Annotated in this window: 24 protein-coding genes and 1 riboswitch; of the genes, 10 read left to right on the top strand and 14 right to left on the bottom strand. The window is 27.8% G+C overall.

Annotated elements, in window-relative coordinates; all coding sequences use genetic code 11:
* Positions 1 to 126: 126 nt before the first annotated feature.
* Both KQI30_RS11125 and KQI30_RS11130 read left to right on the top strand, forming a co-directional pair.
* Positions 127 to 726, top strand: coding sequence for a thioester domain-containing protein (locus tag KQI30_RS11125; protein ID WP_216463395.1), 600 nt, complete (start codon positions 127 to 129; stop codon positions 724 to 726).
* 412 nt (positions 727 to 1138) lie between these two features.
* Complete coding sequence (locus tag KQI30_RS11130) at positions 1139 to 1339, top strand: hypothetical protein (RefSeq protein ID WP_216463396.1); 201 nt, start codon at positions 1139 to 1141, stop codon at positions 1337 to 1339.
* A gap of 36 nt (positions 1340 to 1375) precedes the next feature.
* On the opposite strand, the gene KQI30_RS11135 is transcribed toward KQI30_RS11130, so the two are convergent.
* Positions 1376 to 2215, bottom strand: a complete 840-nt coding sequence (locus tag KQI30_RS11135; RefSeq protein WP_216463397.1) for a hypothetical protein — start codon at positions 2213 to 2215, stop codon at positions 1376 to 1378.
* A 236-nt stretch (positions 2216 to 2451) separates the two neighbouring features.
* Here KQI30_RS11135 and KQI30_RS11140 point away from each other — a divergent pair, with 236 nt between their 5' ends.
* A complete protein-coding gene (locus tag KQI30_RS11140) occupies positions 2452 to 3291 on the top strand; it encodes a tyrosine-type recombinase/integrase (RefSeq protein ID WP_216463398.1) in 840 nt (279 codons plus the stop codon).
* A gap of 48 nt (positions 3292 to 3339) precedes the next feature.
* On the opposite strand, the gene KQI30_RS11145 is transcribed toward KQI30_RS11140, so the two are convergent.
* Entirely contained in the window at positions 3340 to 3762 is a 423-nt protein-coding gene (locus KQI30_RS11145) for a hypothetical protein (RefSeq protein WP_216463399.1), read from the bottom strand.
* 159 nt (positions 3763 to 3921) lie between these two features.
* On the opposite strand from KQI30_RS11145, the gene lexA reads away from it, so the two are divergent.
* Entirely contained in the window at positions 3922 to 4530 is a 609-nt protein-coding gene (gene lexA, locus KQI30_RS11150; protein WP_216463400.1) for a transcriptional repressor LexA, read from the top strand.
* Between the two features lie 135 nt (positions 4531 to 4665).
* Here lexA and KQI30_RS11155 read toward each other — a convergent pair whose 3' ends face one another.
* The 9 genes from KQI30_RS11155 to KQI30_RS11195 all read right to left on the bottom strand — a co-directional run bounded on the left by KQI30_RS11155 (position 4666) and on the right by KQI30_RS11195 (position 15997).
* On the bottom strand, positions 4666 to 5274 hold the full coding sequence (locus tag KQI30_RS11155; RefSeq protein WP_216463401.1) for a 4'-phosphopantetheinyl transferase family protein: 609 nt from the start codon (positions 5272 to 5274) through the stop codon (positions 4666 to 4668).
* Between the two features lie 14 nt (positions 5275 to 5288).
* Positions 5289 to 6569: an aminotransferase class I/II-fold pyridoxal phosphate-dependent enzyme gene (locus tag KQI30_RS11160; protein ID WP_216463402.1), complete on the bottom strand. Its 1281-nt coding sequence runs from the start codon at positions 6567 to 6569 to the stop codon at positions 5289 to 5291.
* 50 nt (positions 6570 to 6619) lie between these two features.
* On the bottom strand, positions 6620 to 6871 hold the full coding sequence (hfq, locus tag KQI30_RS11165) for an RNA chaperone Hfq (protein WP_216463403.1): 252 nt from the start codon (positions 6869 to 6871) through the stop codon (positions 6620 to 6622).
* 25 nt (positions 6872 to 6896) lie between these two features.
* On the bottom strand, positions 6897 to 7841 hold the full coding sequence (gene miaA, locus KQI30_RS11170) for a tRNA (adenosine(37)-N6)-dimethylallyltransferase MiaA (RefSeq protein ID WP_216463404.1): 945 nt from the start codon (positions 7839 to 7841) through the stop codon (positions 6897 to 6899).
* Positions 7842 to 7851: 10 nt separating this feature from the next.
* A complete protein-coding gene (gene mutL, locus KQI30_RS11175; RefSeq protein ID WP_216463405.1) occupies positions 7852 to 9723 on the bottom strand; it encodes a DNA mismatch repair endonuclease MutL in 1872 nt (623 codons plus the stop codon).
* Positions 9724 to 9734: 11 nt separating this feature from the next.
* Positions 9735 to 12386: a DNA mismatch repair protein MutS gene (gene mutS / locus KQI30_RS11180; RefSeq protein ID WP_216463406.1), complete on the bottom strand. Its 2652-nt coding sequence runs from the start codon at positions 12384 to 12386 to the stop codon at positions 9735 to 9737.
* 146 nt (positions 12387 to 12532) lie between these two features.
* A complete protein-coding gene (locus tag KQI30_RS11185) occupies positions 12533 to 13912 on the bottom strand; it encodes an MATE family efflux transporter (protein WP_216463407.1) in 1380 nt (459 codons plus the stop codon).
* Between the two features lie 113 nt (positions 13913 to 14025).
* A complete protein-coding gene (locus KQI30_RS11190) occupies positions 14026 to 14424 on the bottom strand; it encodes a hypothetical protein (protein WP_216463408.1) in 399 nt (132 codons plus the stop codon).
* A gap of 205 nt (positions 14425 to 14629) precedes the next feature.
* Positions 14630 to 15997, bottom strand: a complete 1368-nt coding sequence (locus KQI30_RS11195; RefSeq protein WP_216463409.1) for an NCS2 family permease — start codon at positions 15995 to 15997, stop codon at positions 14630 to 14632.
* Between the two features lie 78 nt (positions 15998 to 16075).
* A riboswitch (purine riboswitch) is annotated at positions 16076 to 16177 on the bottom strand.
* 196 nt (positions 16178 to 16373) lie between these two features.
* Between KQI30_RS11195 and KQI30_RS11200 the strand changes: the two genes are divergently transcribed.
* From KQI30_RS11200 to KQI30_RS11220, 5 genes are all read left to right on the top strand, one after another.
* Positions 16374 to 16676, top strand: a complete 303-nt coding sequence (locus tag KQI30_RS11200; protein ID WP_216463410.1) for a hypothetical protein — start codon at positions 16374 to 16376, stop codon at positions 16674 to 16676.
* Between the two features lie 71 nt (positions 16677 to 16747).
* Positions 16748 to 17500: a 23S rRNA pseudouridine(2604) synthase RluF gene (gene rluF, locus KQI30_RS11205; protein ID WP_216463411.1), complete on the top strand. Its 753-nt coding sequence runs from the start codon at positions 16748 to 16750 to the stop codon at positions 17498 to 17500.
* A 111-nt stretch (positions 17501 to 17611) separates the two neighbouring features.
* A complete protein-coding gene (locus KQI30_RS11210; protein WP_216463412.1) occupies positions 17612 to 17914 on the top strand; it encodes a hypothetical protein in 303 nt (100 codons plus the stop codon).
* 200 nt (positions 17915 to 18114) lie between these two features.
* A complete protein-coding gene (locus tag KQI30_RS11215) occupies positions 18115 to 19086 on the top strand; it encodes a sulfide/dihydroorotate dehydrogenase-like FAD/NAD-binding protein (RefSeq protein ID WP_216463413.1) in 972 nt (323 codons plus the stop codon).
* Positions 19083 to 20360: an FAD-dependent oxidoreductase gene (locus KQI30_RS11220; RefSeq protein WP_216463414.1), complete on the top strand. Its 1278-nt coding sequence runs from the start codon at positions 19083 to 19085 to the stop codon at positions 20358 to 20360. The genes KQI30_RS11215 and KQI30_RS11220 overlap by 4 nt, the downstream gene beginning before the upstream one ends.
* Before the next feature lie 83 nt (positions 20361 to 20443).
* Here KQI30_RS11220 and KQI30_RS11225 read toward each other — a convergent pair whose 3' ends face one another.
* Together KQI30_RS11225 and miaB are read right to left on the bottom strand one after the other, a co-directional pair.
* On the bottom strand, positions 20444 to 21658 hold the full coding sequence (locus KQI30_RS11225; protein WP_216463415.1) for a hypothetical protein: 1215 nt from the start codon (positions 21656 to 21658) through the stop codon (positions 20444 to 20446).
* A 206-nt stretch (positions 21659 to 21864) separates the two neighbouring features.
* Positions 21865 to 23196, bottom strand: coding sequence for a tRNA (N6-isopentenyl adenosine(37)-C2)-methylthiotransferase MiaB (gene miaB, locus KQI30_RS11230; RefSeq protein ID WP_216463416.1), 1332 nt, complete (start codon positions 23194 to 23196; stop codon positions 21865 to 21867).
* Positions 23197 to 23376: 180 nt separating this feature from the next.
* Here miaB and KQI30_RS11235 point away from each other — a divergent pair, with 180 nt between their 5' ends.
* The gene (locus tag KQI30_RS11235; protein WP_216463417.1) at positions 23377 to 23538 is read left to right on the top strand and encodes a hypothetical protein; all 162 of its coding nucleotides are present in this window, start codon (positions 23377 to 23379) and stop codon (positions 23536 to 23538) included.
* Between the two features lie 18 nt (positions 23539 to 23556).
* Here the strand turns inward: KQI30_RS11235 and KQI30_RS11240 are convergent, their stop codons facing one another.
* Entirely contained in the window at positions 23557 to 24432 is an 876-nt protein-coding gene (locus tag KQI30_RS11240) for a GNAT family N-acetyltransferase (protein WP_216463418.1), read from the bottom strand.
* Positions 24433 to 24458 lie beyond the last annotated feature (26 nt).

Genomic DNA, 24458 nt, shown 5'->3' on the forward strand with positions numbered 1-24458 from the left:
CATTTAGGAGTAATTCTATACAGTCTATATAATTTCCAGTAATCTTTAGCATATTGTAGTGAATTTTATTACTGGAAATACATATTAAATTCACTACAAAATTAATTATACGAGGAGTTGTTTTAAATGAAGTATTTTAAAAAGATTTTCTTAACATGTGCAATGATAGCTATTCTAATCGCAACTATTACTAATTCTATTTGTCTAGGTAATACTGATGATAAAGTTATAATAATTACAGAAAATAATGATATTGATTATGTAAGGTATGGAAGTAGTACTATATCATCAAAGAAGATAACAGACAATAAAAACTATATAGGCTATTGTCTAGATATAGAAAGAGATTATCCATCAGGGGAGTATTTCACAAAGATTGCAACTATTAAAGATAGAGGACTAAAAGGAATTATAACTAATGGATATCCTAATATAAAAGGGAAGGATTTTGGATTAACAGATGATGAGGTATACTTTGCTACACAAATTGCAATATGGAGTTATCAAGAAGGTTATGATATAAGTAAAATTACTTCTAATAATAAAAAAGTTGAAACTCTTATAAAAGATATTTACACAAATGGTGTTAATATAAATGCAAGAGGATTAATTGATTTTGATGTATATTATACTTCTAACTCAGTTCAAAGAATTATTTTAGTAAAAGAATCAGATACACAAGGAATCAGTGATATTAAAGAGGATCTAATTCAACAAAATGGATAATAAAAAGTTAATTATATTAAGAAATATATATATTAAAATTATAAAAATAAACTTATTGATACCAATTTATAAATTTTACTCAATCCTTTATTGTTTTTATTGATATAGAATCTATAATAGTATAATATTTAGTCTGTGGAATACGTTTAGAATACATAACTACTCATACTTTAATGATAAAAAGACTATAGCACTGTCAAGCTATAGTCTTTTTATTTTTCTAGAGTATTATTATGAAATTTTGTAGACTTTATTTTTTTAAGTTAATAAAGCTAAAACCTAATAAACAATACTTTAAGATACCATTTTAAATATAAAAAATGGATATTATTATAACATATTGTAAGTTGAATCTAAAATAATATAATGAATATTGTAATAAATAATTATAAATTCTTAGGAGGATTTAAAAATGAAATATGAAATTAAATACGAAGTAGAAAAAAATAAAGGCACTATGATAGAAGATAGTACTATTACTATAGATACATTAAATTATAAAGAAAACTCTTTATTTTTAGAAGGTATTAAACGTAAAATATTAAGATTACCAAGTACTTCATGGTTAGCATCAATGGAAGACGTGAAAATAGTAGGGATAGATAGCCTTTAGTAAAAGTTTACTTAAAGAAAAAAGCCAGATCTTCATCTAGCTTTTTTCTACTTTTAACTTTTCTTTTAATGAGGAAATCTCTTGTAGCAAAGCAATTTTCTCCTCATAAAAGCTTTTTTGAATATTGTTTAACTCTTGTTCTTTAGCCATTAATTGTCTGTTAGCTTCATTTAGCTTTTCTGTATAAGCTGTCTCTAAAGCCATCTTTTCCTTCTCTTTTTGTAATGTAACTAATTCAACAGAAGTAGAGGAGGCAGCTTCAACTTTTAGCATCTCCTTTTCCAATGAACTATACTTTGCTAAAAGTTCTTCTTTCTCTTTTTGTAGTGCATTCTTACTTTCTAAAAGAGTAGGTATTCCTTCTATCTCTTTTTCTAATGATACTTTGCTGTTTTCCAAATGAGATATTTCTCTTTTTAATGATTCTACTAATTCTTCATTTGTTTTAAGTTTAGTATTTGCTTCTTCGAAAATAGATTTATCTTCTTGTATCTTTTTATCTACCTCTTTTTGTTCTTCTTTTAACTTATCTATTTTTTCTTTCAATTTTAAATTTTCTTCATTTAATTTAGTAATTTCCTCATCTTTTGCAATAGCGATTCTGTTGAATTTTTCTTCAATACTTTTTCCTAAGTTGTTGTTTCTATCGATTACACTTTTAAAAATTTCAAAAATTCTCTCTAAATTGATCTGAAATTCTTCTATATCTTTTTCCATTCCTGATCCGCCTTTTAGCTTCTCAAGTTCATATAAATTTACTACATTATTTAAAAATTCTTTACTGCTAACATCTTCTTCTCTTATAATCGTAGTTATTTTCTCTTTTAATTCTACTGGAATCTTAGCTGCCCACGTTGTTATCTCATTTGTACCCATATGTACTCCTCCTAAAAATTATATCTACTTATATATTATATACTATATTATAAAACACATCAAGTTAACCATTTTGGTTAATATTTAGTTAACACAATATAACCATAGTAAACCTAATGGTTTACTATGGTTATTATACATATAGACATTACTTAAAAACAAAACAAGACATAATCCGCATTATGTCTTGTTTTAAAAAGAGCCATATGATATAATAAAAAAGGAGGTGAAAAGTAATGACAGACATAGAAAAGTGGCTTAATTCACTAAAAGATGATGATAAAAGCATAAATACCATTGTTTCATACGAAAATGATGTTAATGAGTTTATGGATTTTACACAAAAAGAGGTAGAAGACATTACTAAAATAGATATTGATAATTATAAAAATTACATAAAGGATAAAGAACTTACTATAAAGACATTAAATAGAAAACTTTCATCAATAAATTCCTTTTTTAGATTTTTAAAGGATGATGAATCAAGGGATATAGATGTAGTCATAAAAGTTGAAAAAACTCAAAAGCAAAATTACCTTGAACATAGTTTAAGTAAATACGATTTTCAATCTTTAGTAGAAGCAGCTGAATCTAAGAATGATTTAAGAGCAGTTGCGATATTTTATACATTATATTTAACTGGAATGCGTGTTAGTGAAGCATTATCACTTAAAGTCAGTGATGTAAATAGAAATAATATATCTATCAAAGGAAAAGGATCTAAACATAGAGAAGTATTTATGCCAAAAAGATTGAGAGACATCCTTTTAAATTATCTTAATGTTAGGATAAATAGAGATACCCCATATCTTTTTACAAGTAAAACAGGAAAAACAGGACAATTAAGTAGAAAAACTGTTGACGCTATTATTAAAAAATATGCTATTTTAGCTGGTGTTGATAAAGAAAAAGCCCATGCTCATAACTTTAGACATCTATATTGTATGTCTTTAATTGAAAAAGGAATCTCTATTGATACTGTTGCTGATTTAGCTGGTCATAGTGATATAAATACCACTAGAATATACACAAGAAAGACAAAAGAACAATTACTTGATACAATAAATAATTTATAATCTATTAAAAAAAGACTGTCATATCTAAACATGACAGTCTAATAAATTCTACTCTTGTTTTTTAATTGTAAAGAATCCAGGGAATAATTCTTCCATGTAACTACCCTTTTTTAGTTCATCATCTAAAATATCATTAAGCCCTTCGATATCATCAATATATTCTGTTTCTATCCCATCTATTAGATCTTCAACATATTCCTTTTCAAGATCATCATTTGTATAAGAATCATCTATTTCCATATCCACTTCAAAATCGTCATCATCTTCTAATACAGAATCAATTAACTCACCAGATGCATTTTCAATCACCTTTGCATTATCTTCATCTTCAATTATAGACGATACCTTTACAGCTCTGGTATCCAAGTTATTTAAACCTAAACAATCACCGCAGCTATTGCATATTTTTCCTTCGTAAAGATCACATAAATCATCTTCATTCTCAAACTTTTCTTTTTTATCTATACTCATAGCAAAGCTCCTCTCGTTTATATTTTGTTTTTTGCATCTAAATATTATATCAAATATGAATACTTATTTCAAATAGAGTATATAATTATAATAGAGTCGAACATAAGTTTGAAGTTGAATATTTAATATGCTATAATATTATAGAAAGGAGTAGGTAAAATGAGTGAAAAGAAAAATATGCAAATGGAAGTTTATAACTTTTTGAAGAAAACTACTCTTGAGAAAGGATATCCACCTTCTGTTAGAGAAATTTGTGAAGCTGTTGGATTAAGGTCTACTTCTACTGTACATGGACATCTTTCTAGACTAGAAAAGAAAGGCTATATAAGACGTGATCCAACTAAACCTAGAGCTATTGAGTTCATAAAAGAAGAAGTGGTTCCTAAAGAAATGGTTAGAATTCCTGTAGTAGGAAAAGTAACAGCTGGAATGCCTATTTTAGCTGTAGAAAATATAGAAGATACATTTTCACTTCCACTTCAATTTATACATTCCAATAAGGAATTGTTTATGCTTAAGGTGTCTGGCACATCAATGATTGAAGCTGGTATTAATGATGGAGATTATGCCATAATTGAAAAAACAAATGTTGCTTCAAATGGAGATAAAGTAATAGCACTTATTGAAAATGAAGCTACATTAAAAACTTTTTATAAAGAAAAAGATCATATAAGACTACAACCTGAAAATTCAACTATGGAACCTATCATTGTAGATGATTGCTCTATATTAGGAAAACTTGTTGGTATCTTTAGAAATTACAAATAATATTATAATGGAGGTATCGCATTAACAAATAAAATTGTTAGCGATGCCTCCATTTATTATTTAAATAAAGTAACTTTATATATCTTGTCCCATAATAAAAGCTGTTACACTTATTTTTAGTATAACAGCGAAATTTTAATTAATCATTCTACATACAGATACAAAGTAGTTCTCTCCCACCTTCTCTGTATAAAACTCACAGACTCTACAATTGATATCTTGTTCTAAAACAGGAATATCACCACTTATATCTACTGTAAATGAATTTAAAGGTAATGATAACCCTCTACCGTCTGCTTTTACATAAGCTTCTTTTAAAGACCATAGTTTAAAAAAAGCATCTACTCTACTCTTTTCATCAAGAGAATATATATATTCACTTTCCTCACTGCTAAAAAATCTTTTTGCAATTTTAAGATTTATATTTGTTATCTCTTGAATATCTATACCAATAGGCACATTATCTACAGCAAGTACAACCCATTCTCCTGAATGAGATATATTGAAATGAGTATTTTTCATATCTTCTATATATGGCTTGCCATACTGATTATATGAAAGATTAAGTTCTTTAACTTTAAGTTCATTCTTAAGCAAAAGCTTTCCATATAAACCTCTTAAAGAATCCTCATATTTCTTATATTTAAGTATTTTTTCTTTATCGTTGCCATTTAAGTTATCTAGTAACCTGAGGAACTCTTCTTTATTTAAAGTAAAATCTATCTTCTTTTTTATTATCCTCAAAATAACAATCCTTTCTACAATATATTAGAAAGTGCAATTAATACCCCTATCTTACCATGATCAAATGTAAGACCACCTTGTAAATATGCTATATATGGTTCTCTTATTGGTGCATCAGCTGAAAGTTCAATTGATGATCCTTGAATGAAAGCACCTGCTGCCATTATAACTTCATCTTCATATCCTGGCATATCCCATGGTTCACATTCAACGAAAGAATCTATTGGTGACCCTTTTTGTATTCCCTTACAGAACTTAATTAATTTATCCTTATCATTAAACTTGATAGCTTGGATTATATCGCTTCTTTCATCATCATATTTAGGTAAAACTTCAAATCCTGATAGTTCCATTATCTTAGATGTAAAGATAGCTGTTTTAACTGCTTCTATTGTTATATGAGGTGCTAAGAATAATCCTTGATACATTGAACGTACAACACCAAATGTTGATCCACATTCGCCACCTATACCTGGGGTAGTTAATCTATAAGAAGCTTGTGTTACATACTCTTCTTTTCCTGCAATATATCCCCCAGTAGGTGCTATTCCTCCCCCTATATTTTTAATAAGAGATCCTGCTACTAAATCTGCTCCTACTTCTGTAGGTTCTTTTATATCTAAAAATTCACCATAGCAATTATCTACAAACACTATAACATCTTTTTTAATTGATTTAATGAATGTAATTACTTTTTCAATATCTTCAATTAATAAAGCTTTTCTCCATCCATATCCAGTAGAACGTTGAATATGTACTAATTTAATTGATGGTATAGTTTCAAGTTTATTTTTAACTTCATCTAAATTTATTTTACCATCTTCAGTTAAATCAACTTGCTCATAATTTATACCATATTCCTTCATAGAACCGATTCTTCCTTTATCACCTATTCCAATGATATTGTGAAGTGTATCATAAGGAGAACCACATATACTCATCATAGTATCTCCAGTTCTAAGATTTCCAAATAACGCTGCCCCTATAGCATGAGTTCCATTTACAAAATGAGGTCTAACTAAAGCTGCCTCTGCACCAAATACTCTAGCGTATACCTTGTCCAAAGAATCTCTTCCAATATCACCATACCCATAACCTGAAGAATTAGTAAAATGAGATTCTGAAATTCTTTCTTCTTGTAATGCTTTTAGAACCTTTAATTGATTATATTCTCTTATTTTGTCGTATCTATTAAATACAGGTTCTACTTCTTCTAAAGCTTTCTCACTAAGTGATAATACTTCCTCTTTTATTTTAAATTCCTTTTTTAAATACTCTTTCGTTTCTTGTAACACAATTAATTCCTCCTTAAAATATATACAGTATAAAAGAGAACAGGATGTTCCTATTCTCTCTCCTCTTCACTTTCATAATTATTATTAAATAAAATAGGCTTTCCTGGGGTTATGGTAGAAATAGCATGTTTATATACCATTAGTTGTTTACCATCGCTCTCAAGAATAACAGTAAAACTATCAAATCCCTTGACATATCCTTTAAGTTGAAATCCATTAGTCAAATGTATTGTAACAGGTATCTTACCTTTTCTAGCGCTATTTAAAAATATGTCTTGAAGATTGTTAGTTGATTTATTCATCTTTCTCCCTCCCAAAAATTATACACTATTTGATAATATCATTTTTATTAATACTATCTATCATAAAGTCGAGAATATCATTTTCGCTTTTAAATTCATCTTTGTTAATCCATATAGTCCTCTTATCTTTTCTAAACCATGTCAACTGACGTTTAGCGTAATTTCTACTTCCCTTCTTAATTAAGTATATTGCATCTTCTAAAGTTATATCACCTTCTAAATATTGAAGTATTTCTTTATAACCTATTCCTTTCATAGATTGCATACTTGAATTATACCCCATTTTACGTAAATTTATAACTTCATTTAATAATCCTTTTTCTAACATAATATCTACACGAAGATTTATCCTATCATATAGCTTTTCTCTATCCATATTTAATACGAAATATGTTATGTTGTAAGGGATATCATATACATCAACTTCATTATTTATTTCACTTAATGTCTTTCCTGTAGTTTTATATACTTCTAGCGCTCTTATAACCCTTTTTAAATCATTAGGATATAGTCTATTATATGCTTCTTCATCCTTATCTTTTAATAACGAATGAACATATTCTTTTCCTTTTTCTTCAGCTAAATTCACTAAATAATTTCTATATTCCTCATCTTTATCCGATTTTGCGAAAGCATAGTTATATATTAAAGAATTAATATATAACCCTGTACCCCCAGCTAATATAGGAGTTTTTCCTCTAGAGGAGATATCCTTTATAGCTTCTGTGGCTCTATCATAAAAATCAGATACAGAAAATTCTTCACTTGGTAAAACAACATCTATTAAATGGTGTTTTATTCCTTTCATTTCCGCTTCACTTATTTTAGCTGAACCTATGTCCATATACTTATATATTTGCATAGAATCAGCAGATATAATTTCACCATTCATTCTTCTTGCTAACTCTATAGACAAATCTGTTTTACCTACAGCAGTAGGTCCTGCAATTATAATTAAATCCTGTTTCAAAATATCCTCCTTATTGTATTCTCTTAAATCGTTTTTCAAGTTCTGTGTTAGTTATTTTAATCATAGTAGGTCTTCCATGAGGACAATTAAAAGGATCTTCTATATATCGTAACTGTTCTACTAAATACTCCATCTCTTCATATGTTAATTTATCATTAGCCTTTACAGCACTTCTACAAGCTAATGTTGCAATCTTATTATATTTTATATCGATAGTATCTGTTGATGCTAACTTCTTAATATTATCTAATATAGATAAAAACAAGTCTTTTACTTGTGGTTTACCAAGAAAGATAGGAACTTCTTTTATTACTATTGAATTTCCTCCAAATTCCTCAATTAAGAAACCTGCCTCTTTAAAAACAAGATTATTCTCAGTATATATTATATAGTCATCATAAGGCAACTGTATAACTTCTGGACTTAATAATATTTGAGAATTTACATTTCTACTCTTTATCTCAGAAAAGTATTTTTCAAATAATATTTTTTCATGAGCGGCATGTTGATCTAATAATATCAATGAATCAGTACCTTCAAGAACAATATAAGTTTTTAATATTTGACCTATAACTTTAAACTTCGGAAATTTAGGTTCTCTAGTTATAATAGGCGCTTCTTCATTGTTATCAGCATTGTGTATAAAGTTATTATCAACTTTATCATCTTCAACTATATTATATGATGTTTTAACTTCTTCCTTAATATGCATTGTAGTATTATTATAACTTTCTCTAGGCGGTTCATATACTACTTCCTTTTTAGGTTCTACATTAAAACTATCATAATTCACTTCACTACGTTTAAAGTCTAGAGGCATTTGTATCTTTTCTACCACAACACTAGGTTCTTCTTCTTTATCATTAATTTCTTCATCTAAAAAATCGCTTTTAACATATTCCTTTAAAGCATTGTGTACACCATGAAATACTGAACTAAATATAGCCTTATCATCATTAAATTTTACTTCTGATTTAGTTGGATGTACATTTACATCAATTAATTCAGAATATATATCTAAGAATAAGATAAAGAACGGAAATTTATTAATTGTAAAAAATGATTTTACTGCATTTTCTACAGCTGTTCCTATTAATTTATTTTTTATATATCTTTTATTTATAAAGACACTCTGATTGTTTCGGCTTCCTCTTGCTAATTCCATATTGCCTACATATCCATAAACAGATACTGTATCTGTTACATTTTCAAAATAGATTAAATTCTCTACAGTAGTTTTTCCATAGACAGATCTTATAACATCTTTTAGATTATCATTTCCTAGTGTCAATAATATTCGTTTCCCATTATTATAAAACTTAAATGATATATCTGGATGAGAAAGGGCTATCCTGTTAACTATATCAGCAATTAATGAACCTTCTCTTTGAGATGTCTTCATAAACTTTAATCTAGCAGGAACATTATAAAATAAATCTCTCACTTCTATAATAGTTCCTTTATTAGCTCCTGCAACAGAAAAGGACTTTTCTATCCCACCTTCAATAGTAATGCTACCACCTTTAGATCCTTCTCTATAGGTAGTAAGAGTTAATTTTGATATTGATGCAATAGAAGGCAGTGCTTCCCCTCTAAATCCTAATGTGCTTATCTTATAAACATCTTCTATAGATTTTATTTTACTAGTACCATGTTCCTTAAAAGCTTTTTCGATATCATCAAAATGTATACCTATCCCATCATCTATAACCCTAATGAGTTTTTGTCCGCCTTCTTCAATTTCAATAGTGATATTCTTTGCTTTTGCATCAATAGCATTCTCTACTAATTCCTTAACAACAGAAAGAGGTCTTTCAACAACCTCTCCTGCTGCTATCTTATTGGAGGTTTCATTATCTAATACATTGATTCTATTATCCATATATCCCCCTTTTATAAGTTTTTAGCTTCATTCACTAGTTTATAAAGCATATTCATACTATCCATTGGTGTCATGCTTATTATATCTAGTTCTTTTAAAGTTTTTATAAGATTATCTTTTTCTAATGATTCAAAAGAAATTTGTGTTATTGAATTAGTGCCATTAGAATAACTCTCCTCTTTAGTTTCCTGTATCTTTGGAACTTCAGATATTTCATTCTCATCTTCCGTTACAGCTACCTCAATCTCTTTTGTATTAACAGATTTATTTCCCTCAATAGATTCTAATATTTCTCTTGAACGATCTACAACAGATTTAGGTAATCCGGCAAGTTTTGCTACTTCTATACCATAAGATTGATCTTCTTTACCTTCTAAAATCTTATGCATAAATATTAATTCATCATCGATTTTCTTAACTCCAACATAATAATTTTTAAAGCCATCTAAGCTTTGTTCTAATTGTGTTAATTCATGATAATGAGTAGCAAATAAAGTTTTACATTTAACATTTTTATTCTTAGTTAAATGCTCTATAACTGCCCATGCAATAGATAGCCCATCATAAGTAGAAGTTCCTCTTCCTACTTCATCTAATAAAACAAGACTTTTTTCTGTAACATTATTAAGTATGTTAGCTACTTCCCACATCTCTACCATAAAAGTAGATTTACCAGAAGCCAAGTCATCAGAGGCACCTATACGTGTAAATATTTTATCGCATATTCCAATTTCACCTGAAGTTGCAGGGATAAATGATCCCATCTGTGCCATTACTGATATTAATGCTATTTGTCTCATATATGTTGATTTACCACCCATATTAGGTCCAGTAATAAGCATAAAGCTTTGACTTTCATCTAATATTGTATTGTTAGATACAAATTGTCCATTTGAAAGAAGCTTTTCTATAACAGGATGACGTCCATCCACGATATCAATTTTATACTCATCAGTTACTGTTGGTTTTACATAATTATTTTCTAATGCCACTGTTGCAAGAGATGCAAGAACATCTAGTGTTGATAACACTAATGCACTTTTTTGCATTCTTTCGATTTCTGCTTCAACCTTTTCTCTTATATCTACAAAAGTATCATATTCAAGACTTATTAACTTTTCTTCTGCACCTAAGATTTTTTCTTCCATTACTTTTAATTCTTCAGTAATATATCTCTCTGCATTAGCTAAAGTTTGTTTTCTAATATATCTATCTGTTGGTACTAATTGCAGATTTGTTTTAGTTACCTCTATATAATAACCAAATACTTTATTGTAACTAACTTTAAGTGATTTTATTCCTGTTTCTTCTTTCTCTTTACTTTCTAAATTTGCAATCCATATACGACCATTTTCTTTTGCTTCTCTAAGAGTATCTATTTCTTCATTATATCCAGCTTTAATTATATTTCCTTCTTTTAAAGTAATTGCTGGAGAGTTGCTTATAGATTTTTCTAATAAGTCAAAAACGTCTTTTAGTTCATCTAAATTACTATATAAGTCCTTTAGTAATTCACTATTAATATCTTTAAGCAAATTCTTAATTTCTGGAATCTTTCCTAATGAATTTTTTAAAGATATTAATTCTTTAGCATTTACATTTTTAGATGAAATCTTTCCTACTAATCTTTCTATATCATAGATATCCTTTAGTGCCTCTCTTAAGTCTTCTCTTACAGCAAGATTATTATAAAGTTCTTCTACTGCGTATAATCTTCTATTAATAGAAATTTTATTAATAAGAGGTCTTTCAATCCACTTTCTAAGTTGTCTTGCACCCATAGCAGTAGATGTTTTATCTAAAACCCAAAGTAATGAGCCTTTTTTAGCTTTATCTTTTAATGTTTCTGTAAGTTCAAGATTTCTTCTACTATTTATATCAATAGATAAGTAATTATCAACACTATAAAAGTTTATTTTATTGATATGATTTAAAGATTCTTTTTGAGTTTCTATTATATAATTTAGAGCTCCACAAATGATAAGTTTAGAAGTATCATTAACTCTTTCTAATGCTGATTGTCCAAAATGTTTTATAAGCTTTTCTTCATCAATATTAAATATATCTGTAGTTCTTTTAGTTAATGTAAGCTCCACTCTTTCCTTAATTATGTTTATAATCTTATCATCAAAACTATCTAAAACTAGTAATTCTTTTGGTGCATACTTAGATACTTCTGATATAAGTATACTCTCATCATATTCAAAAGAGGTTACATTAAATTCTCCTGTTGATACATCAGCAAACACTAATGTACAGTTATTATTACTTACTCCTAAAGTAAGTATATAGTTATTTTTTGATTCTTCAAGAAAAGCAGTATCTGCATATGTTCCAGGAGTATATATTTTAACAACTCCTCTTTTAACTAATCCTTTAGCTTTTGATGGATCTTCTAATTGTTCAACTATAGCTACCTTATATCCTCTAGATACTAGTCTTCCAATATACATTGAAGATGCATGAAATGGTACACCACACATTGGTGCCCTTTTTTCTAATCCACAATCTCTTCCTGTAAGCACTAACTCTAATTCTCGTGCTGCTATTTCTGCATCTTCGAAAAACATTTCATAAAAATCGCCTAATCTATAAAATATAATACAATCCTTACAAGTCTCCTTTATTTCAACATATTGTTTCATCATTGGGGTAAGTGCCATATACATTCCTCCATAAAATGTAATCTTTATATTAATATACACCTATTTTAACACATATTTTTATAAACGCATCTATATATATAAAAAGAAAGCTTTAAAATAACTTTAAAACTTCCTTTTTTATACTATATTTTTGAAATTGGCACTTAACATGCATTAACTTCTATTTTATCGGCAAATACTTTTCCTTGCCATCTCTTCTTTTTCCATCTATTATATACTAAAATTCCTCTAAACCATTCATCAGTAGCAAAGGCTATCCACATTCCTATTAATCCCAATCCTAATTGTATACCAAGGATATATGCAAGACCAACCCCAAATGTCCACATGGATATTATACCTATATAAACAGGAAATTTAACATCACCGGCGGCTCTTAATGAATTAATCCCAACTAAATTTATTGATCTTCCTGGTTCTAAAAATACATCTACAATAAGCACTAATGCTCCCAATTCAATTATTGTGGCATTATTAGAGAAGAAAGACATTAAACTAGTACCTAACACTGCAAATACTCCACTAATTAAAACACTAACTAAAATTGATTTCTTTATTGAATCAATACCTATATTTAATGCTTCATCATTGTTACCCTCACCTACTAATTGCCCTACTAATATACTAGTACCTTGTCCTAATGCCGTAGAAAATATATATGCAAAACTTATGAGATTCATAGCATAACTTTTTGTTGCCATTGCCTCTATACTAATCATATTAATAAAAGATGTAATTACAAGTTGTGACAAGTTATAAGATATCTGTTCTCCAGCAGCTGGTATTCCTATTGCTAATATGTTCTTTAAATCATTTTTTGGTGAAAACTTTAAACATTCTAAAGAACTTCCTCTTAATATTTTTACATATAAAACAATTCCCAATATTATCATTCCGATTATTCTACTAGTACTAGTTCCTATAGCTGCCCCAACTACACCTAACTTAGGTGCTCCAAATTTGCCAAAAATAAATATATAGTTACAAACTACATTAATTATATTCATAGTTAAAGTAACGTACATACAAATCTTTGTATATCCATGTGGTCTTAAAACTGCAGTAAAGGTTTGCATTATAGATTGTGTAAAAATGAACCCTCCGACAATAACAAGATATTCCTTACCTATACCTAAAATTTCTCCGGATGTGTTTAACATCTTTAGCATTGGAGTACTACCAACAACAACTAAAATACTGCAAAAAACACCTATCATAGTATTAAATCCTATAGAAACGCCACATAATCTAATAATATTATCATTATTTCTAATTTTATTTTTTTTGTTTAGTCCAATATATTGAGCTGTTAATATTGCAGTTCCTGATGTTATTATTCCAAACATTAAGCTAATCATCCACATAATCTGATTAGAAACCCCTACTGCTGCAACTGCATTATCTGAATATTTTCCAAGCATGAATACATCCATACTACCTAATAAAGAAAGTAATAACGATTCAATAAATATTGGCCATGTTAATTGTAATAATTTCTTCTTTATATTTCTAGTCCTCTCCATATTGATTATCCCCCTTATAGTATTTTCTATAAATCTTTAATCATTATAACACACTATACAGATTTTGTTTAGATATTCATTAAATAAAAAAGCAAAAAGTATTTGATATACATCTAATACTTTTTGCTTTTAAATGCTATTCTATAATTTACCTCTTTACTTTCTCTATTTATTGACACTTTATATATATGTGGACATTGTTCACTTATCCATAACTGCATATACTTATCATTTACTTTTGTAGTGTAATAGTATTTTTCATCATAAATATCTGAAAATTGAAAGAATTCAACAATACTCTCATTATCAATTTCAATATTATCTTTATTATAGTTATTTAATATTGGCAACAAAAATCTTAAAGGAATTTCGTATGTATATTCACCTCTTATCTTTTTACCTTCCATTAATAATCTTTTAAGTATTCTGTCCTTACTTATATCATCATTAGTTATAGCAACTTTAAAAATAAAGTTTGAATTTCTTTTTTCTTCGATTTTTATTTTTATCATTGGATTCTCCTAATAGCTTATTTTTGTATAATGTAACAATTCATACATTCCGCAATTACTTCTTGAAAGAAGCTTTTTTACATTTCTAATAGATTTTAAAATTTTAACTCAATATTGATGAAAATGCAAATTTTATAATTGCTAATTTATTATTTTTACATAATAAAAGAGACTATCGCTGGCACACGATAGTCTCTTTTATATTCTATAGAAATGCAATTTTAAATATAAATAAAATTGCTAATATAATCATAACCCATGATACTTTTGCTTTCTTTTCATTTTTACTCGCAAATAAGTTATAAAGTATATTTATAAATACATATGATAATACACCTAATGTTAATCCATCACCGATACTATATGTTAAAGGCATAGCAGCAATTGTTAAGAATGCTGGAACTCCTTCAGTTATATTATCAAATTCTATTTCAATAACTGCACCAAGCATTAAATACCCAACGTACATAAGTGCTGGAGCTGTAGCACAACTTGGAATAGCAACAAAAATAGGAGAAAAGAACATTGCTATAAAAAATAATACCCCTGTAGTAATTGCTGTATATCCTGTTCTACCACCAGCTGCAACTCCTGTAGAACTTTCAACATATGTAGTAACTGTTGATACTCCCATAGCAGCACCAGCTGTTGTAGAAACAGCATCTACTAATAACGCTCTACCAACTCCTGGTAACTTGCCGTCTTTATCAAGCATTTTTGCCTTTGATGCAACACCAACTAAAGTACCTACAGTATCAAAGAAATCTACAAATAGGAATGTACATACAATTGCTATAAATGTTGCTATTGTATCTTTATGAAAAGCATATCCAAAATCAAGCTTTCCTGCTATTGGAGCTATACTTTCAAATTTGAATATTCCTTTAGGTAAATAAATTGATAACTTTGCAGCATAATCAGGATCAATCATAGCAAATCCCCATGCTAATATAGAAGAAATAGCTATACCATATAATATTGAACCTTTTACTTTTTTCTTATCTAATACAGCTATTATAATTAATCCAACTAAGCTTATTATAACTGCAGGAGTAAAACTTCCCATAGACACTAAAGTTGAATCATCTTTTACAACTAAACCAGATCCTTGAACACCAACAAAAGCAATAAATAGACCTATTCCACCAGTAACAGCTAATTTTAAGTTTTTAGGTATTGCATTAACTACTGCTTCACGAACTTTGAATAGTGATAGTAATATAAATATAATTCCTTCAACGAATACAGCTGTTAAAGCTACTTCCCATGAAATTCCTTTTCCAATAACTACTGAATATGCAAAATAAGCATTTAATCCCATTCCTGATGCTAATGCAAAAGGTAAGTTTGCAAATATCCCCATTAAAATACATGCTATAGTTGCTGTTAAACATGTAGCGGTAACAATTGCACCTTGATCCATTCCTGTTGCTCCAAGAATTTGAGGATTAACAGCAATAATATATGCCATTGTTATAAATGTGGTAATACCTGCAATTATCTCTTTCTTATAATCTACATTTTTGTTTGTAAGGATAGGTAAAATCCTTTCTTTAGGTGATAAGTTTTCCATAATTATTCCTCCTGTAATGTTAAAATAAAAACCCGATATAAGTTATTACTCATATCGGGGCATATATAATTGATACTTTTTTCAATTACACATACTCATAGTCAAGATGTTTACGGTATCTTGGTAGAAACTTATGACCCCTATCGTCAAAATTATATGAGTTATTTAACATATTAATTATAAAAGTTTTAATATAATTCGTCAATATACGAATAAATTTGAAATATGCATATATATAATTCGGAGTGCTCTTTGATTTATTTTTGTTTTTTTGATATAGTTATTATAACTAAAGATAGTGTAACACTTTTTTTGTGCATTTATTATACTGTTAATAAATATTTATAATTATTTCATAGCATAGGAGGCTTATTTTATGATAATAAAATGTATAGACAATAACTTATGTTCTACACTAACATTAAACAAAGAATATACTGTTCTTGAAGAAGGCCCAGAATATTACGTTATACTTGATGATAAAAGAAATGAAACAACTTGCAAAAAATCACGTTTTGAGATTATAGTAGATAGCGATTTAACAAAAAAATGCAAAGCCACCATCAATGAATTATCTTATCAACTTCAAAGTGATTTTAACGATATTAAAAACTTTACAATAAGGAAAAACTCTAAAGGCGAAATAAAAGAAATCATAGTTAAATTTAAATATGAATAGTCAATGATTTACTTAAAAGAGCGGTTAATTTCTTGCCGTTCTTTTCATATTTATTTTACACGGAGGAATAAATGAAAAAACAAACTAACATAATAACTCACAAAGAAAAATCAGAGGAAATTCGATTAAATAAGTATATTAGCGAAACAGGATTTTGCTCTAGACGAGAAGCAGATAATTTAATCGAAAATAAACGTGTTAAGATAGACGGTGTTGTTGCTGAAACTGGAATGAAAGTATCTAAATCAAATGTAGTTACCATTGATAACAAAATTATAAAAAACAATAATGACCTTATTTATATTGCACTAAACAAACCGGTTGGAATAACATGTACCACTGAAAAAGCAGTAAAAGGCAACATTGTTGATTTTATTAATCACAATAAAAGAATTTTTCCTATTGGTCGTCTCGATAAAGATTCTCAAGGGTTAATTTTTCTAACAAATGATGGTGATATCGTTAATAAAATTTTACGTGCTGGCAATAATCACGAAAAAGAATATATAGTTACTGTAGATAAACCTATAACAAATAGTTTTATAAACAAAATGAGTAATGGTGTACCTATTTTATATACCGTTACGAAAAAGTGTACAGTAAAAAAAGTGAGTACATTTAAATTTAACATAATTTTAACTCAAGGATTAAATAGACAAATTAGAAGAATGTGTTCATATTTTAATTATAATGTTGTTAAATTAGAAAGAATAAGAATTATGAATGTCAAATTAGATAAACTTCCTTCAGGAAAATGGAGATATTTAACAGAAGAAGAACTTACATGTATAAATAAACTTATTTCAGACTCATCAAAAACATAAATTTATCTATTTCTACAAAACAACTTATAAAAATATATATAACTGACCAATATCAATTTCTTGACTTTTATTGTATAATTTATTTACGAGGAATTATAAGGGGGATTTGATATGATAGTTAAATGTATTAATAATGATTTATGTTCAACTCTTACTCTTAACAAAGAGTATTTTGTATTAGAAGAAGGTCCTGAATATTATGTTATCTTAGATGATTTACGTAATGAAACTACTTGCAAAAAAAGTAGATTTGTAATTATAGAAGATGGTGATTTAGCTAAGAAGTGTAAAGCTACTATTAATGAATTAAATTATCAACTTGATAATGAATTTGTTGATATTAAAAACTTTATTATAAGAAAGAATTCTAAGGGAAGTATAAAAGAAATAATAATAAAATTTAAGTATGAATAATTAAAAGAGCTGTTTCACATTGATATGATACCTCTAAAGTAGACGTGGTAAATAACCAAAATCTACTTTGGAGGTATTTTTTATGTGTCCGTAACAAACATCAATCTATATGTAAGGTTCTCCCCTCTTCTATATTTTCTAGTAACATTCCATTACTATAAATTATATTATAATAATATAGTTTTTTTCGGAGGAATGCTATGGATTATGAGATTATAGACTGTATTGATTGTGGCACTGAGTATTGCCCATGCCATCTTGCATTATCTGGTGATTGTATACTTTGCTCTCATTTACAAGGCAATGAATTTTGTGACTGTAAAAATTGGCATGGCGTATGTATCTATAAAGAATTATTTGATAATGGTTTTAAAGCTAAAGAGGGACGCAAAACTTATAAATGTAAGATTTTAAATAGAACTCTCCTTGAAGAAAAATTATTAGAACTGAAGGTGTTAGTTTCAAAATCATTAGCTGAAAGTCTAAATGTTCCTGGCGCCTATGTTTTTATGAGAGCACCTAATGATAACTTATATTATGATACTCCAATATCCGTTATGGACGTTGATGACGATAATAATGTTATCTCTTTTGTATTAGAATTAAAAGGAATAAAGACAAAATCTATTGCTAGTTTAAATGAACATGATGATATATTACTGCGAGCACCTTATTGGAATGGTGTACTAGGCCTAAAGAACTTAAATAAAGTCCATGACAAAAATGTTCTTCTAATATCTCGCGGCATTGGCTTCGCACCAATGATGCCTGTACTAAAAAAATTATATGCTAGAGGAAATAATATCTCATTAATATTAGATAAAGGTACATTTAAAACTGATTATATCGATGAACTTATAAATAAATATAATATAACTCCAATAAACATGAATACAATTGATAAAGGCCAACTCCCTAAAGCACTTAAAGACTACTTAACTATAAATAAGTTTGACCTAATTCATATAGATGGTCCTGATATATTAATTAGTAATATAATAACTTACAATGATGATTCCACATCATACTCTTGTTGTAATAATGCTAAAATGTGTTGTGGTGAAGGAATTTGTGGTGCTTGTACCTCACGATACAAAGGTCATGTTGTAAAACGTCTTTGCAAAGTACAAGTAGATCCTAAATTTATTTTCGAAGGGAGACGTTTAATATGAAGGTAGTTATAATCGGTGGTGGTTGGGCTGGTGTATCCGCTTCAATAACTGCTAGCAAAGCAGGTGCGGAAGTACATTTATATGAAAAAACAGATTTACTTTTAGGATTAGGTAATGTAGGCGGCATAATGAGAAATAACGGTAGATTTACTGCTGCAGAAGAATTAAAAGCACTAGGTGCTGGAGAATTAATAGATATATGTGATAGTTTAAGTCGTCATAAAAACATTGACTTTCCTGGCCATAAGCACGCTTGGCTTTACGACGTAAATAAAATAGAACCTGCTGTAAGAAGTAAAATAATTGATATGGGTATTAACGTTCATTTCAAAACTAGAGTTATCGACGTAAAAAAGACTGACGATACAATAAAATCAATTATTTTAAGTGATGGTAGCGAAGTCAGTGGAGATGTCTTTATTGAAACAACAGGATCTACTGGACCTATGGGTAATTGCTTAAAATATGGTAACGGATGTTCCATGTGCATCTTGAGATGTCCATCATTTGGTCCAAGAGTTTCTATAAGCGCTCGTGCAGGTATTGAAGACTTACAAGGTATGAGAAGCGATGAAAATCCAGGCGCTATGTCTGGTTCATGTAAAATACTAAAAGAAACATTATCTAAAGAAATTGTAGATCAATTAGATGAAAAAGGTGTCGTAGTAATACAAATTCCTAAAGAAGATATAAATATGGACAAATTGAAAAATAAAGTATGTCAACAATATGCATTAAAAGAATTTGCAGAAAATATTATTCTATTGGATACTGGTCATGCAAAATTAATGACAACCTATTATCCATTAGAAAAATTAAGAAAAATTAAAGGATTAGAAGCAGCTAGATACTGTGATCCTTATTCAGGTGGTATTGGTAACTCAATTAGATATCTATCTGTTGCTCCTAGATATGATGATATGAAAGTAAAAGGATTAGATAATCTATTCTGCGCTGGCGAAAAAGGTGGTCTTTTTGTAGGTCATACCGAGGCTATCTGTACTGGTGCATTAGCTGGCTATAATGCTGTAAGATTTGCTTTAGGTATGCCTCTTCTAATTTTACCTCGTAGCATTGCAATTGGAGATATTATATCATATGCAAATTATAAGATGTCCACAAAAGAGGGACGAAAAAATAGATATACATTTGCTGGTTCTGAATACTTCAAGAGAATGCAAGAAGTTGGATTATATACTACCGATGTAGATAAAATAGTTAATAATATAAAAAAATTAAATTTATATAATATCTTTAATGAAAAAATAATATAATTATTAATAAAACTAATAGTAACTCTATAATTTAATTGCGGTGATATTAACTTTATATCACCGCAATTGTTTTATTTGTAATCTTAGAACATATTATTATCATCTGTTCCTAAGTATTTTATTTCTTCTAAAGAACAATTTACTGAATCAGATAAAATCTTAGCATTTCTTCTCTTTAATGAAATAAAATCATTATTCTCTATTCTTTCTAAGAACTTAGGATTAATATAACTATCTTTAAGTACATCTATTAATGCTTTTCCTAATAAGTATACTTTATGTTGATACTTAACAGTATCAAGTAGAAATACATCATCACCATCTGTACAACTTTCTATTCTTCTTGGACTACATAATAGTTGACTTGCTATATTCTTGTAATTATCACTCTTAAAAGAATCTACATTGCTATCAATAATAGAAGCTAAATCTTTAGATGTCATAGTTATTACACAATCTTTAGATTTTAATTCTTTTAATCTTTCTCTGCATAATCTAGAATCTAATTTAAAATCATCACTTCCTGATACACTATTTGATACATTGTTTGATACATTATTAGGTACATTGTTATATGAAACCTTTTTCTCAACTGGTTCCACTTCTTTTACTTTATTATTTGAGTTCATTTCATCATATAGTATATCTTCTACAGGAATTTGCAAATAATTAGATAAATGTTTTAGTTCTTTATCTCCAATTTCAGTATAAGTTTTTAATGAATTATATACTTCATATAAAGTTTTATCATTATCAACAAAATTTGGTATATCTTGTTTTATTTCATCTGCAAAACGCTTTATTCTATTAACATCAACCTTGTATAACTTCTCGTCAACATTATTGTTATTATTATATGATGATTCATCATACAATATTTTATCACTTGAAACTTGTAGCGATAATGAAATACATTCTAGTTCTGTCTCAGTTACTTCAACAAAATTATTATAAGAATTATATATATTCATTAATAATGTATCATTTTCAGCAAAGTTTGGTATCTCATATTTTATAGAATCAATAATATCACATACCTTTTTTACATCTACTTCATATAAAGTATCTCCACTATCTTTTATATCTTCGCTACCGTAAAGTATTTCATCATTAGAAACTTGTAATGCCTTTTTTATATAATTAAATTCTACAATATCAAAATCCATATAATCATCAAATGAATTATATATACTCATTAACAGATCATCATTTTCTGCAAAGTCAGAAATTTCTTTTCTAATATTATTAATAATATCATATACCTTCTGTACATCTACTTTATACATTTTACTCTCCATTCCAGAACCCCCGTTTATATATTACAAATATTATTTTCTTGTTTCAAAATAGCATTATATATTTATTTTACATTTTATTTAATTTTACACTAAATAAAGTAAATTTTCAATCGTATTTTATCGATATTTGTAAATTTGCTAAATAAATTAAATAAAAAAATAAAAAAGCAAGGATTTACCTTACTTTTCCACTTAAATAATATATATTATTCTACTATTTTCCCCACTAAAGAGAAAGATTGTGCTTTTGTTATTTCAACATTAACTAACTTTCCTATTAAATCTGCACTTCCTTCAAAATTAACAAGTCTACCATTTCTAGTTCTACCTGATACCTTTGTATCATCATTCTTACTTAATCCATCCACTAAAACTTCTACAGTTCTACCTTCATATTTCTTATTTTTCTCTGCTATTATTTTATTAACTTCATCAATTAAGATATTAAATCTTCTATGTTTTGTTTCTTCATCAACTTGATCTTCAAACTTAGCAGCTGGAGTACCTTGTCTAATGGAATATAAGAAAGTAAATGCAGAATCATATTCAACTTCTTTTACAAGCGCTAATGTATCTTCAAATTCCTCTTCTGTTTCTCCTGGGAATCCAATAATTATATCAGTAGTTATTGATACATCTGGTATCTTAGTCTTAATTTCATTCATTAATTCAAGATATCTTTCTCTTGTATAATTTCTATTCATACGTTTTAGTAATGAATTAGAACCTGCTTGGACAGGTAGATGAATTTGTTCACATAGTTTATCACATTCTGCAATAGCATCGATAACATCTGAAGTTAAATCCTTAGGGTGAGATGTCATAAATCTTACTCTCTCTAATCCCTCAATTTCATTTACTAATCTAAGCAGCTTAGCAAAATTAATATCTTCTTCTAAGCCCTTACCATATGAATTAACATTTTGACCTAATAACGTTACTTCTTTATATCCTTCTTTAACTAAACATTTAATTTCATTTATAATATCTTCAGGTTTTCTACTTCTCTCTCTTCCTCTAACGTAAGGAACAATACAATAAGTACAGAAGTTATTACATCCATACATTATTGTTACAAATGCCTTTACATCACTTTTTCTATCAATAGGAATACCTTCAATTATTCCTTCCTCTTTTTGTTTTACTTCAATAATAGATTTTCCTTCTTGTCTTGCTCTATTTAAGTATTCAGGGAACATATGGGCATTATGTGTTCCAAAAATAATGTCTACATGAGGGAATCTCTTAATAATTTCCTCTGCCATTCCTTCTTGTTGCATCATGCATCCACATATAGAAATGATTAAATTAGGATTTTTTTCTTTTAGTTTCTTTAACATACCTAAGTTACCATAAACTTTTTGTTCAGCATTCTCTCTAACACAACATGTATTAAAAATTATTATATCTGCTTCTTCTCTTTGATCTGTTGGTTTATAACCTAAAGATTTTAGCATACCAGAGATTTTTTCTGAATCTTCTTCATTCATTTGACATCCCCAAGTCTCAATTATATATTTCAAATTATTGTTTTTCATTAAATTATACACTCCTAATCTAAAAATATCACTTTCAGTATTATAACAATATTTTATTCATAAATAAAGAAAATGAATTAAAATCATCACACTAATATAAACTTTACTTATTTTTTATAAATTAATTTATATTCTCTAGAAATTTAGGAAAAACTATTATTAAAGCAAGGAGGAATATTTATGTATGATGCTAAAGAAAAAGCAAATGAATTAAATACTTCTAATGATATCTTAAAATGTGACTGCATAAGCGAAAAGTCCTATTTTAAAGATTTAAATTCTTCGTATTTGTATCAAAGAAAAACTTCAGCAGTACCTTACTCACCTAAATTTTTTTCTTAAAAATAGGCTAGAACTACTCTAGCCTATTTTTATCCATTTATAATATTTCTCTATAGTCTCAAATCCAAAGTCTTTATATAAATCTATAGCAACTTTATTATTAGCATCAACTTTTAAATATAATTCCTTTGTATTAAAGTTCTTAGTAAAAGAACATAACTTATGTAATAAAATCTTGCCAAAGCCCTTTCCCCTATGTGATGGAATTATTCCAAAGTTAACTATATAATATCGCTTTTTATCATAAATTATTTGTCCATAACCAATAGGTTCATCTCTAAGGTATAAAAAAATTCCCCCATTTTTTATTGAGTATTTTTGTGTCAAATCATATTTAATATCTTCTACTGTTAACGGAATTCTATTACTATTATGAAATATAAGATTTTGTAATCTGCACCTTAAATCTTCATCACTATTTCTCTTAAAAAACTTAAATTCTACGTTTTCAACAATATTATTTATTTCATCTACCTTCCATAAGTCCATTTTCATTTCGCAGGTTCCAAGTAACCTTTTAAACTTTAAAGATTCTAAAACACTATTATAAATACAATTATCTATAGAAGAATAATAGATGCTATTATATGACTCTGGAATAATAGATAACAGTTTATTATATACACCAACTAAATTATCTCCCTCAGCATATATTGATTTTATATTATATATATTATACTCGTATTTTGATTTCTCAAACCATATAAATCCAACATACATTCCTTTATAGGATATAATTCTTACTTTTTTTAATACCTTTAGCTTTTTTAAAAATCTATCACGATTAATTTCTATAAGTATATCCTCATTTAAACTATTTATATCCTTAGATCTTAGATTAAGAGCTTCTAAATACTTAAAATTCTTTTTATTTATTTTTTCTAAAACGTACATATTATTTTATTCCCCTAAGATTTAAA

Origin of the sequence: Clostridium bornimense, assembly GCF_018917145.1 — a bacterium.
In the GTDB taxonomy this organism is placed as follows: Bacteria; Bacillota; Clostridia; order Clostridiales; family Clostridiaceae; genus Clostridium_AN; species Clostridium_AN bornimense_A.

Excerpts from the sequence above, each read along its gene's own strand:
- KQI30_RS11125 (WP_216463395.1), top strand. The coding sequence starts at position 127 with ATGAAGTATTTTAAAAAGATTTTCTTAACATGTGCAATGATAGCTATT.
- KQI30_RS11130 (WP_216463396.1), top strand. The coding sequence starts at position 1,139 with ATGAAATATGAAATTAAATACGAAGTAGAAAAAAATAAAGGCACTATG.
- KQI30_RS11135 (WP_216463397.1), bottom strand. The coding sequence starts at position 2,215 with ATGGGTACAAATGAGATAACAACGTGGGCAGCTAAGATTCCAGTAGAA.
- KQI30_RS11140 (WP_216463398.1), top strand. The coding sequence starts at position 2,452 with ATGACAGACATAGAAAAGTGGCTTAATTCACTAAAAGATGATGATAAA.
- KQI30_RS11145 (WP_216463399.1), bottom strand. The coding sequence starts at position 3,762 with ATGAGTATAGATAAAAAAGAAAAGTTTGAGAATGAAGATGATTTATGT.
- lexA (WP_216463400.1), top strand. The coding sequence starts at position 3,922 with ATGAGTGAAAAGAAAAATATGCAAATGGAAGTTTATAACTTTTTGAAG.
- hfq (WP_216463403.1), bottom strand. The coding sequence starts at position 6,871 with ATGAATAAATCAACTAACAATCTTCAAGACATATTTTTAAATAGCGCT.
- mutL (WP_216463405.1), bottom strand. The coding sequence starts at position 9,723 with ATGGATAATAGAATCAATGTATTAGATAATGAAACCTCCAATAAGATA.
- mutS (WP_216463406.1), bottom strand. The coding sequence starts at position 12,386 with ATGGCACTTACCCCAATGATGAAACAATATGTTGAAATAAAGGAGACT.
- KQI30_RS11185 (WP_216463407.1), bottom strand. The coding sequence starts at position 13,912 with ATGGAGAGGACTAGAAATATAAAGAAGAAATTATTACAATTAACATGG.
- KQI30_RS11190 (WP_216463408.1), bottom strand. The coding sequence starts at position 14,424 with ATGATAAAAATAAAAATCGAAGAAAAAAGAAATTCAAACTTTATTTTT.
- KQI30_RS11195 (WP_216463409.1), bottom strand. The coding sequence starts at position 15,997 with ATGGAAAACTTATCACCTAAAGAAAGGATTTTACCTATCCTTACAAAC.
- KQI30_RS11200 (WP_216463410.1), top strand. The coding sequence starts at position 16,374 with ATGATAATAAAATGTATAGACAATAACTTATGTTCTACACTAACATTA.
- rluF (WP_216463411.1), top strand. The coding sequence starts at position 16,748 with ATGAAAAAACAAACTAACATAATAACTCACAAAGAAAAATCAGAGGAA.
- KQI30_RS11210 (WP_216463412.1), top strand. The coding sequence starts at position 17,612 with ATGATAGTTAAATGTATTAATAATGATTTATGTTCAACTCTTACTCTT.
- KQI30_RS11215 (WP_216463413.1), top strand. The coding sequence starts at position 18,115 with ATGGATTATGAGATTATAGACTGTATTGATTGTGGCACTGAGTATTGC.
- KQI30_RS11220 (WP_216463414.1), top strand. The coding sequence starts at position 19,083 with ATGAAGGTAGTTATAATCGGTGGTGGTTGGGCTGGTGTATCCGCTTCA.
- KQI30_RS11225 (WP_216463415.1), bottom strand. The coding sequence starts at position 21,658 with ATGGAGAGTAAAATGTATAAAGTAGATGTACAGAAGGTATATGATATT.
- miaB (WP_216463416.1), bottom strand. The coding sequence starts at position 23,196 with ATGAAAAACAATAATTTGAAATATATAATTGAGACTTGGGGATGTCAA.
- KQI30_RS11235 (WP_216463417.1), top strand. The coding sequence starts at position 23,377 with ATGTATGATGCTAAAGAAAAAGCAAATGAATTAAATACTTCTAATGAT.
- KQI30_RS11240 (WP_216463418.1), bottom strand. The coding sequence starts at position 24,432 with ATGTACGTTTTAGAAAAAATAAATAAAAAGAATTTTAAGTATTTAGAA.